Origin of the sequence: Burkholderia sp. IO2 (assembly GCF_029522185.1) — a bacterium.
In the GTDB taxonomy this organism is placed as follows: Bacteria; Pseudomonadota; Gammaproteobacteria; order Burkholderiales; family Burkholderiaceae; genus Burkholderia; species Burkholderia cenocepacia.
Genome location: NZ_JAKWFH010000025.1, coordinates 95,201 through 104,743 on the forward strand (window position 1 = coordinate 95,201; position 9,543 = coordinate 104,743).

Annotated in this window: 11 protein-coding genes; 9 read left to right on the plus strand and 2 right to left on the minus strand. The window is 66.6% G+C overall.

What is annotated here, in order from left to right; genetic code table 11:
- The first annotated feature begins 10 nt into the window (after positions 1 to 10).
- Both MMB92_RS18030 and MMB92_RS18035 read left to right on the plus strand, forming a co-directional pair.
- Positions 11 to 892 carry a BadF/BadG/BcrA/BcrD ATPase family protein gene (locus MMB92_RS18030; RefSeq protein WP_034201115.1) on the plus strand — a complete coding sequence of 294 codons (882 nt, stop codon included), beginning with the start codon at positions 11 to 13 and terminating at the stop codon, positions 890 to 892.
- A 161-nt stretch (positions 893 to 1,053) separates the two neighbouring features.
- Complete coding sequence (locus MMB92_RS18035) at positions 1,054 to 1,878, plus strand: Cof-type HAD-IIB family hydrolase (protein WP_006489316.1); 825 nt, start codon at positions 1,054 to 1,056, stop codon at positions 1,876 to 1,878.
- Between the two features lie 139 nt (positions 1,879 to 2,017).
- Here MMB92_RS18035 and aqpZ read toward each other — a convergent pair whose 3' ends face one another.
- Positions 2,018 to 2,761, minus strand: a complete 744-nt coding sequence (aqpZ, locus tag MMB92_RS18040) for an aquaporin Z (RefSeq protein ID WP_006489324.1) — start codon at positions 2,759 to 2,761, stop codon at positions 2,018 to 2,020.
- Positions 2,762 to 3,060: 299 nt separating this feature from the next.
- Here aqpZ and MMB92_RS18045 point away from each other — a divergent pair, with 299 nt between their 5' ends.
- Entirely contained in the window at positions 3,061 to 3,357 is a 297-nt protein-coding gene (locus MMB92_RS18045; RefSeq protein WP_006489320.1) for an H-NS histone family protein, read from the plus strand.
- A 103-nt stretch (positions 3,358 to 3,460) separates the two neighbouring features.
- Here the strand turns inward: MMB92_RS18045 and MMB92_RS18050 are convergent, their stop codons facing one another.
- Positions 3,461 to 4,525 carry a glycosyltransferase family 4 protein gene (locus MMB92_RS18050; RefSeq protein ID WP_006489318.1) on the minus strand — a complete coding sequence of 355 codons (1,065 nt, stop codon included), beginning with the start codon at positions 4,523 to 4,525 and terminating at the stop codon, positions 3,461 to 3,463.
- 699 nt (positions 4,526 to 5,224) lie between these two features.
- Between MMB92_RS18050 and flhD the strand changes: the two genes are divergently transcribed.
- The 6 genes from flhD to MMB92_RS18080 form a co-directional block, all read left to right on the plus strand.
- A complete protein-coding gene (gene flhD / locus MMB92_RS18055) occupies positions 5,225 to 5,545 on the plus strand; it encodes a flagellar transcriptional regulator FlhD (protein ID WP_011350590.1) in 321 nt (106 codons plus the stop codon).
- Positions 5,546 to 5,637: 92 nt separating this feature from the next.
- Positions 5,638 to 6,192 (plus strand): flagellar transcriptional regulator FlhC, encoded by a 555-nt coding sequence (flhC, locus tag MMB92_RS18060; protein WP_006493184.1) that lies wholly within the window; start codon positions 5,638 to 5,640, stop codon positions 6,190 to 6,192.
- Positions 6,193 to 6,372: 180 nt separating this feature from the next.
- Positions 6,373 to 7,233 carry a flagellar motor stator protein MotA gene (motA, locus tag MMB92_RS18065; protein WP_006482649.1) on the plus strand — a complete coding sequence of 287 codons (861 nt, stop codon included), beginning with the start codon at positions 6,373 to 6,375 and terminating at the stop codon, positions 7,231 to 7,233.
- 13 nt (positions 7,234 to 7,246) lie between these two features.
- Positions 7,247 to 8,266 (plus strand): flagellar motor protein MotB, encoded by a 1,020-nt coding sequence (gene motB, locus MMB92_RS18070; RefSeq protein WP_006482647.1) that lies wholly within the window; start codon positions 7,247 to 7,249, stop codon positions 8,264 to 8,266.
- A 24-nt stretch (positions 8,267 to 8,290) separates the two neighbouring features.
- Positions 8,291 to 8,668 carry a response regulator gene (locus tag MMB92_RS18075; protein WP_006482646.1) on the plus strand — a complete coding sequence of 126 codons (378 nt, stop codon included), beginning with the start codon at positions 8,291 to 8,293 and terminating at the stop codon, positions 8,666 to 8,668.
- Positions 8,669 to 8,701: 33 nt separating this feature from the next.
- Positions 8,702 to 9,543 (plus strand): Hpt domain-containing protein (locus tag MMB92_RS18080; RefSeq protein WP_212197764.1); only part of this gene is annotated, 842 nt, incomplete at its 3' end.

Here is a 9,543-nt window from a genome sequence, read left to right on the forward strand (position 1 = left end):
GGGATGAAGCATGGCGGCATTACTTTTTGCGATCGGCATCGACGGCGGCGGCACGGGCACGCGCGCGGTACTGGCCGACCGGGACGGGCGCGAGCTGGCGCAGGGGCGCGGCGGCCCGTCGGGGCTCGGTCTCGGCATCGAGCGGGCATGGGCGTCGATCGGCGCGGCGTGCGCGGATGCGTTCACGCAGGCCGGTCTCGCGTTCGACTGGTCGCAGTGCGCGCTCGGCTGCGGGCTGGCCGGCGTCAACAACGCGGCGTGGCTCGCCGCATTCCGCGCGCAGGCGCCGCTCGGCGCGCTGGCGATCGAAAGCGACGCGTATACGACCGTCGTCGGCGCGCACGGCGGCGCGCCGGGGCTCATCGTCGCGCTCGGCACCGGCAGCATCGCGGCGGCGCTCGACGCGGCCGGCGCGTGCCGGATCGCGGGCGGCTTCGGCTTTCCGTCCGGCGACGAGGCGAGCGGCGCATGGCTCGGCGTGCGCGCGCTCGCGTATGCGCAACAGGCGCTCGACGGCCGCGTGCCGCGCGACGCGTTCGCCACGGCGCTGCTCGCGGAAACCGGCGCGCGCGATCGCGATGCGCTCGTCCAGTGGTCGTGCGACGCGAACCAGACGATCTACGCGCGTCTCGCGCCGATCGTGTTCGCGCACCGCACGCATCCGGTTGCGCGCGCGCTGATCGCGCAGGCTGGCGACGAGATCGGCAAGATGATCGACGCGCTCGATCCGCAGCACGCGCTGCCGGTCGCGCTGTGCGGCGGGCTGGCGGATGCGCTCGCGCCGGCCGTGCCGGCGCGGCATGCCGCGCGGCTGCGCGCGCCGCTCGACGATTCGGCGCATGGTGCGCTGCGGCTCGCGCTCCAGGCGTTGCGGGCGGCGGAGGGAGCCTAAGCCGAGCGGAGCGCGCGCGGCGAATGCCGCATCGCAGCAGCGCCGCAGGCGGCGCCCGGCCGGTAACCGCGAGGCAACCACCCGGCAACCGCCCGGCGCGCTGCCGGGCCCGACGTTAAAATGACGCTTCCTCCGTGCCCCGAGCGCCACTCTCCCGTCCCATGTACAAAGTCATCGCCACCGATCTCGACGGTACGCTGCTGAACAGCGACCACCAGCTCGACCCGTACACGATCGACACCGTTCGCCGGCTCGACCGCGACGGCGTGCAGTTCGTGATCGCCACGGGGCGCCACTATGCGGACGTCGCCGGCATTCGCGACGTGCTCGGCATCCGGCCGTACCTGATCACGTCGAACGGCGCACGCGTGCATGCGCCGGACGACACGAAGATCCACGGGCAGGACATCGACGCAGCGATCGTGCGCAGCCTCGTGCAGCCGGAAGTCGTCGGCGCGCACGGCCGCGTGATCGTCAACCTGTTTACCAACGACGGCTGGCTGATCGACCGCGAAGCGCCGCACCTGCTCGAATTCCACCAGGATTCGGGCTTCCGGTACGAGGTGATCGACATGGCCGCGCACGACGGCGCCGATATCGCGAAGGTGCTGTATATCGGCGAGCCGGCCGATCTGGCGGTCGTCGCCGAGCAGATGCGCGTGCAGTTCGGCGATACGCTGTACGTCACGTACTCGCTGCCCGACTGCCTCGAAGTGATGACCGCGAACGTGTCGAAGGGCCGCGCGCTGCGCACGGTGCTCGCGCGGCTCGGCGTCGACACCGGTCACTGCATCGCGTTCGGCGACAACATGAACGACATCGACCTGCTCGAAACGGCCGGCCATGCATTCATGATGAACAACGCGAACCCCGACCTGATCGCGCGGCTGCCGCACGTCCCGCGGATCGGCAACAACTTCGACGCGGGCGTCGCCCGCCACCTGCGCACGCTGTTCTCGCTGGAAGACGACGTCGTCGCGTCCTGAGCGTCCTGAGCGCCCGCCCGGGCGCGTATTCCGCGCGGAAATGAAAAACGGGCGCCAGGGGCGCCCGTCGAAATTGCCTGCCTCGATGTTCTTCGACAGCGTGAGGCTCGCTGCTCTGCTCGCTTGACCCCGTAGTGTTTTATTCGCTTGTGCGAGCGGATGCCGGCAGCAGGTCGACGGCGTCGTCACGCCCGGCGACCAGCGGGTAGATGATCCCCGCGAGTACCGCGCCGATCAGCGGCGCGACCCAGAACAGCCAGAGCTGGCCGATCGCGTCGCCGCCCACGAACAGCGCCGGGCCGGTCGAGCGCGCCGGGTTCACCGACGTGTTGGTGACCGGAATCGAGATCAGGTGGATCAGCGTCAGGCACAGCCCGATCGCGATCGGCGCGAAGCCGGCGGGCACCCCGCGCTTGTCGGTCGCACCGAGGATCACGAACAGGAAGAAGCCCGTCATCACGACTTCGCAGATGAACGACGCGGCGAGCGAGTAGTGGCCGGGCGAGCGATCGCCGAAGCCGTTCGTCGCAAAGCCGCTGCCGACGACGTCGAAACCCGGCTTGCCGGTTGCGATCAGGTACAGCACGAATGCGCCGAGCGTGGCGCCGACGACCTGCGCGACGATGTACGGCGCGAGGTCGCGTGCCGGGAAGCGGCCGGCAACCGTCAGGCCGACGCTCACCGCCGGATTCAGGTGGCAACCCGAGATGTGGCCGATTGCGAATGCCATCGTCAGCACGGTCAGGCCGAAGGCGAGTGCGACGCCGGCAAAGCCGATGCCGAGGCCCGGAAAGGCGGCGGCCAGCACGGCGCTTCCGCACCCGCCGAGCACCAGCCAGAACGTGCCGAATACCTCTGCAGCGAGACGCTGAGAAAGATTCATGTAAGGACCTCGTCCAAGTGGGTTGAAGACCCCGGCCGACGCAACGGATTTATTTCGTCGTCCGGAATTGGTCTGGATTATAGGAAATGAATCGGGTCCGGGAGGGTAAACGATTGTTAAATTTGAATGGCTGACGAATGCCTTTTATTAGAATAAGTCCGCATTCTCGATATAGACGATTCGGTTAAAGATGGCAGCATTAATTTCGAAGGGCAGGGCGGCAGTGCAGACGACGTAACGGATGTTGGTGTCCCGGCCGGATTCGCCGGGGCCGCATCATCGAAAAGGGGAGTCGAAAAATGTCTCAATACGCGAAACTCAAGGCGCAGATCGCCGATCTGCAGGCCCAGGCGGACGACGTGCGCCGCCAGGAAGTGGCAGCGGTGATCGCCGATGTCCAACGAATGATTGCCGAATATGGCCTGACGGCCCAGGACCTGGGCTTCGCGGAACGGGCACGGCGCGGGCGTCCGCCGAAGAAGGCGCCGTTGCCGCCGAAATACCGCGATCCGAAGTCGGGTGCAACCTGGAGCGGGCGTGGCAAGCCGCCGAATTGGATCGTCGGCAAAAACCGCGATCGTTTCCTGATCGAATGACCGAAAGCCGAATAGCAAGAGCCGCATCGTCGATGCGGCTCTTTCGTTTTACGCGCCGATTTCGACGCGGATTTTACGGTCTATTTCGGCGCGGATTTCCGTGTCAGGCGCCCGCGACCCGGCGCAATGCCGGTTGCTTGGTTGCCGCGCAAAGCGATTCGTAAGTTTCGACGTAACGCCGCGCCATTGCCTTCGAGCTGAAACGCGTGTCGAAACGTTCGCGGATCGCGGGGCGCGACAGGCTGTCGATCCGGTGCAGCGCGCCGACCGCGCCCTGCACGTCTTCGACGATGAAGCCGGTCACGCCGTCCTCGATCACTTCCGGCACCGAGCCGCGGTTGAACGCGACGACCGGCGTGCCGCAGGCCATCGCCTCGATCATCACCAGGCCGAACGGCTCCGGCCAGTCGATCGGGAACAGCAGCGCCTTCGCGCCGGACAGGAACGCGGGTTTTTGCGCTTCGTTGATCTCGCCGATGAATTCGACATGCGCCTGGTCGAGCAGCGGCTCGATCACTTCCTTGAAGTAGTCGGCGTCGGCCTTGTCGACCTTCGCGGCGATCTTCAGCGGCAGCCCGCTTTGCGCGGCGATCCGGATCGCGGTGTCGACACGCTTTTCGGGACAGATCCGGCCGAGGAACGCAAGGTATTCGGGCTTCACGTCCGGCTGCGGCGTGAGCAGCGTGTCGGGCAGGCCGTGGTACACGGTGCCGGCCCACGCGGCCTGCGGCAGCGGCTTGCGCTGGTTGTTCGAGATCGACACGACCGGCGAATCGGGGAACGCGTCGAACACGGGCTGCAGTTCCGGCAGGTCGAGGCGGCCGTGCAGCGTCGTCACGTACGGCGTGTCGAGGCGCGACATCAGCGGGAACGGCAGGTAGTCGAGGTGGAAGTGCAGCACGTCGAATTCGTGCGCGACCCGCGCGACCTGTTCGAGGAGCCGCATATGGGGCGCCATCGAATCGCGGACCGACGGGTCAAGCCGCAGTGCGCGCGGCCAGGCCGCCTCGAGACGGGCCGACGTGACGGAGTCGCCGCTGGCGAACAGCGTCACGTCATGGCCGAGTTCGACGAGCGCCTCGGTGAGGTAGGACACGACACGCTCGGTGCCGCCGTAGAGTTTCGGCGGGACGGCTTCGTAAAGCGGCGCGATCTGGGCAATTCGCATGGGTGTTCTCCTGTGTCGATCCATGGGCGCGACGGCGCCGATGCGGATCCCGTACAAGGTTGCGGAACTTGCCGACACACGCGGTTGGCGGTACGTGGCCGGGCCCTGGGCGGATGCGCGGAGCGCCGGACGGCAAGCTGCGGGGCGGGCCGGCACGGCTCGCGCCGCAGCCCATTGGAGTCCATTATCGATATCGCCCTGAGGGGTTCGAGTGTTTTTTCAAACACTTAAGGCTTGTTACACGATGAAATACGCAAAAACCCCGAGAAAAAGGGCGCGGAATCGTGAATCGAGATGGCAACAACTATTGTTGCGCTATCGTGAAAAAGCACTATAATTTTTACCGATCCGATTGCCGGCAGCCTTGCCGGCAGCCTTGCCGGCAGCCTTGCCGGCAGCCTTGCCGGCAAGCCTTCCACGCCTGGTGCGACGGCCGTCGGGCGTCTCGCAACCGAATCCGCGTTGCAACCCGTTTTTTCGAATCCCCTTTCAATCCGCCTTGTCGGAAAAATTCCTACACGGTTTACAGACAAATCCTGCACGGCATACGCCACTTCGCTGATACCGGCATAAATGCCGTTTGGCCAAAATTCGCCCTGTAAGACTATAAACGAGCCGGCTGAGCGTCCAGTGCGCACTGACCGAGCAAACGTTTTCATAACATGAATGGCCAAAGCAAAGCTCTTTAACGGGGGAATCATGAGCGCTACCAGCGAAATGCTCAGTGAGATCAAAGAGGTCAACCTGTCGTACCTCCTCCTCGCGCAACGACTGCTGCGGGAAGACAAGGCGATGGGTATGTTCCGCATGGGCATTTCCCAGGAACTCGCCGACGTGCTCGCCAACCTCACGCTCGCTCAGACCGTGAAGCTGGCCGCGTCCAACCAGATGCTGTGCCGCTTCCGCTTCGATGATCACGCGCTGCTGTCGTCGCTCGCCGACAAGGGCCGCAGCGACGTCGTCGCGCACGCCCACTCGGCCATCCTGATGGCCGGGCAGCAGGTCGAAGGCGTCCGCTGATCCATCCCGCCTTGCGTCTGTCCCGGCGTGTCGCGCCGGCCGGCAGCGTATTGGCCATTCATTCGAATAACGTCAAGCGGACGGTTATCACCATGGCAAGCAAAAGCGTCGTGATCGAGGTGAAGGAAATCACCCTCGCCATCGAACTGATCGAACTGGGCGCCCGGCTGCAGCTGCTGGAGGCGGAGACGAGCCTGTCGCGGGACCGTCTGATCAAGCTGTACAAGGAACTGAAGGGCGTGTCGCCGCCGAAGGGGATGCTGCCGTTCTCGACCGACTGGTTCATGACGTGGCAGCCGAACATCCACTCGTCGCTGTTCTACAACATCTACCGGTTCATGCAGGACCACGGCCGCTGCGAGCCGATCCAGTCGATCGTGAAGGCGTACCGGCTCTATCTGGAGCACGTGAACCTGTCCGGCGACGAGGCTGCGCTGAGCCTCACGCGGGCATGGACGCTGGTGCGCTTCTTCGATTCGGGGATGCTGCAGATGACCCCGTGCACGCGCTGCGGCGGCCATTTCGTCGCGCATGCGCATGATCCGCATCAAGGTTTCGTGTGCGGCCTGTGCCAGCCGCCGTCGCGCGCCGGCAAGACCCGCAAGGCCGCCGCCGCGCGCGCCGAACTGGCTGCCGCCGTGGCCTGAGCGCCCGCCGGGCAGGGCCGGACGGGGCGCGAGCGGCGCCCCCGGGGCCGCACGAATCGTCTGCGCATTGCTGGTAAACACCGTCGGGCCGCCGCCGGGCGGCCGCGAAAGTTTTCCTGCCGACTGCCGTAAACCTGTTTAACGGCGGTCTCCCCGCCGGTCTTTCGTGAGGGACAGGCAGTGCTGATTATCGTGGGAACACTCGTGACGCTGTTGTCCGTCTTCGGCGGTTATGCGCTGGCAGGCGGGCATCTGGGCGCCTTGATCCAGCCCGTCGAGATCCTGATGATCGCGGGCGCCGGCGTCGGCGCGTTCATCCTCGGCAACGGCGGCAAGACCATCAAGGCCACGCTGCGCGTGCTGCCGACGCTCTTCAAGGGCTCGAAATACACGAAGGATGTCTATATGGAGCTGATGGCGCTTCTTTACGTGCTGCTCGCGAAGGCACGCAAGGAAGGCACGCTGACGCTCGAGGCCGACATCGACGATCCGCAAAAGAGCCCGATCTTCACGCAATACCCGAAGATCCTCGCCGATCACCACATCGTCGAATTCCTGACCGACTACCTGCGCCTGATGGTGGGCGGCAACATGAACGCGTTCGAGATCGAAAGCCTGATGGACGAGGAGATCGAGACGCACCACGCGGAAGGCGAAGGCCCGGCGCACGCGCTGATGCGCGTCGGCGACGCGATGCCGGCGTTCGGGATCGTCGCGGCCGTGATGGGCGTCGTGCACACGATGGCCTCGGCCGACAAGCCGCCGGCGGTGCTCGGCGCGATGATCGCGCAGGCGCTGGTCGGCACGTTCCTCGGCATCCTGCTGTCGTACGGGCTGATCGGGCCGCTCGCGAGCCTCGCGGAGCAACGCGTCGCCGAGTCGACCAAGATGTTCCAGTGCATCAAGGTGACGATCCTCGCGACGCTGAACGGCTATGCGCCGGCGATCGCGGTCGAGTTCGGCCGCAAGGTGCTGTTCTCGACCGAGCGCCCGTCGTTCTCCGAGCTCGAAGAGCACGTGCGCCGCGTGAAGGCGAAGTGACGCGGAGCGACCGATGAGCAAGAGCAAGGATCGCGCGATCGTCGTCAAGCGGGTGGCCCCGGCGAAGAAGGGCCACCACGGCGGCGCATGGAAGCTCGCGTACGCGGACTTCATGACCGCGATGATGGCGTTCTTCCTGCTGATGTGGCTGCTGAGTTCGGTCACGCCGGTGCAACTGAAGGGGATCGCCGAATACTTCAACATGCCGCTGAAGGCCGCGATTCTCGGCAGCGGCGATCGCAGCTCGCAGGATTCGAGCATCATCAACGGCGGCGGCCGCGACCTGTCGAGCGTCGACGCCGGCACGCTGCGCCGCACCGACGGCACGACCTCGCTCGCCGAGCGCCTCGCGAAGGCGGGCGACGAAAATTCCCGGTCGCAGGCCCAGGGCGCGCAGGACCGGCTCGAGCAGACGCGCCTGCACGATCTGCAGATCAAACTGATGGCCGCGATCGAGGCCAATCCGACGCTGCGCCAGTTCAAGCAGCAGATCCGCATCGATTCGACGCTGATGGGGCTGCGCATCGAGATCGTCGATACGCAGAAGCGGCCGATGTTCGCGATGTCGAGCGATCGCGTCGAGCCGTACATGCGCGACATCCTGCGCGAGATCGGCAAGACGCTGAACGACGTGCCGAACCGGATCATCGTCCAGGGCCACACCGACGCCGTGCCGTACGCGGGCGGCGAGGGCGGCTACAGCAACTGGGAGCTGTCGGCCGACCGCGCGAACGCGTCGCGCCGCGAGCTGATCTCCGGCGGCATGGACGAGGCGAAAGTGCTGCGCGTGCTGGGCCTCGCGTCGACGCAGAACCTGAACAAGGCCGATCCGCTCGATCCGGAAAACCGCCGGATCAGCGTGATCGTGCTGAATCGCAAATCCGAAGAAGCGCTGATGCGCGACGATGCGACGACGACGACGTTGTCCGCCGACGCGGCCGGTTCGAAGCTGCTCGCGCAGCAGCTCGGCGGCCCGACGCCGGCGGTGCGTCCGGTCGTGGCGAGCGCCGTCGCCGTGGCGCCGAAACCCTGACGTTTCCAAGATTCCGAGACAGACATGATCCGAACCATTCTCGCCATCGACGACTCCGCGACCATGCGTGCGCTGCTGCAGGCCACGCTTGCGCAGGCCGGCTACGACGTGACGGTGGCGCCGGACGGCGAAGCCGGCTTCGACATGGCCGCGACGGCGCCGTACGACCTGGTGCTGACCGACCAGAACATGCCGCGCAAGAACGGGCTCGAGGTGATCGCGGCGCTGCGCAAGCTGACCGCGTACGCGGACACGCCGATCCTCGTGCTGACGACCGAGGGCAGCGATGCCTTCAAGGACGCCGCACGCGACGCCGGCGCGACCGGCTGGATCGAAAAGCCGATCGATCCGGGCGTGCTGGTCGAGCTGGTCGCGACGCTGTCCGAACCGGCTGCCTCCTGACATGAACGCGACGAATTCAACCGGTGACCGGGCATGACTCTCGACATCACTCAGTTCTACCAGACCTTTTTCGACGAAGCCGACGAGCTGCTCGCGCAGATGGAGCAGCTGCTGCTGAACCTCGACGTCGATGCGCCCGATCCCGAGGATCTGGCGGCGATCTTCCGCGCCGCGCACTCGATCAAGGGCGGCGCGGCGACGTTCGGCTTTTCCGCGCTGACCGATACGACGCACATCCTCGAATCGCTGCTCGACCGCGCGCGCAACCATGAGCTGACGCTGACCAAGGACATGGTCGACGCGTTCCTGGAAACCAAGGACGTGCTGTCCGACCAGCTCGTCGACTACCGCGCGAGCGCCGAACCGGACGCGGCCGCCGCCGCGGCGATCTGCGCGAAGCTCGAACGGCTGAAGGCCGAAAGCGGCGCGGGTGCGCCTGCCGCCGCCGAGGCCGTGCCGGTTGCGCCGGTCGCCGCCGCGGCCGTCGCGCCGGCTGCCGAACCCGCCGCTGCCGGCGACCGTGCGCCCGATCACGTGGTCGAACAGGCCGTCGCGGCCGCGCATCCGGCGGCCGACGCCGGCGCCGGCGGCCCGCACCTGAAGATCACGCTGGTCGGCGTCGATGCGAAGGACCAGGCGCTGCTCACCGAAGAACTCGGCAACCTCGGCCGGATCGTCGGTCGCGAGGAAGCGGGCGCGGACCTGTCGCTGTGGGTCGAATCGGACGTCCCGTCGGACGACATCGTCGCCGTGTGCTGCTTCGTGATCGACGAAAGCCAGATCCGCGTCGCGCACGGCACGGCGCCGGCCGCGCAGGCGGCACCGGCCGCCGCGCAGGACGCGGCCGCCGCGGTGGCCGCCGAACCGGCCGCCGC

Excerpts from the sequence above, each read along its gene's own strand:
- MMB92_RS18045 (WP_006489320.1), top strand. The coding sequence starts at position 3,061 with ATGTCTCAATACGCGAAACTCAAGGCGCAGATCGCCGATCTGCAGGCC.
- MMB92_RS18030 (WP_034201115.1), top strand. The coding sequence starts at position 11 with ATGGCGGCATTACTTTTTGCGATCGGCATCGACGGCGGCGGCACGGGC.
- aqpZ (WP_006489324.1), bottom strand. The coding sequence starts at position 2,761 with ATGAATCTTTCTCAGCGTCTCGCTGCAGAGGTATTCGGCACGTTCTGG.
- flhC (WP_006493184.1), top strand. The coding sequence starts at position 5,638 with ATGGCAAGCAAAAGCGTCGTGATCGAGGTGAAGGAAATCACCCTCGCC.
- MMB92_RS18035 (WP_006489316.1), top strand. The coding sequence starts at position 1,054 with ATGTACAAAGTCATCGCCACCGATCTCGACGGTACGCTGCTGAACAGC.
- motB (WP_006482647.1), top strand. The coding sequence starts at position 7,247 with ATGAGCAAGAGCAAGGATCGCGCGATCGTCGTCAAGCGGGTGGCCCCG.
- flhD (WP_011350590.1), top strand. The coding sequence starts at position 5,225 with ATGAGCGCTACCAGCGAAATGCTCAGTGAGATCAAAGAGGTCAACCTG.
- MMB92_RS18075 (WP_006482646.1), top strand. The coding sequence starts at position 8,291 with ATGATCCGAACCATTCTCGCCATCGACGACTCCGCGACCATGCGTGCG.
- MMB92_RS18050 (WP_006489318.1), bottom strand. The coding sequence starts at position 4,525 with ATGCGAATTGCCCAGATCGCGCCGCTTTACGAAGCCGTCCCGCCGAAA.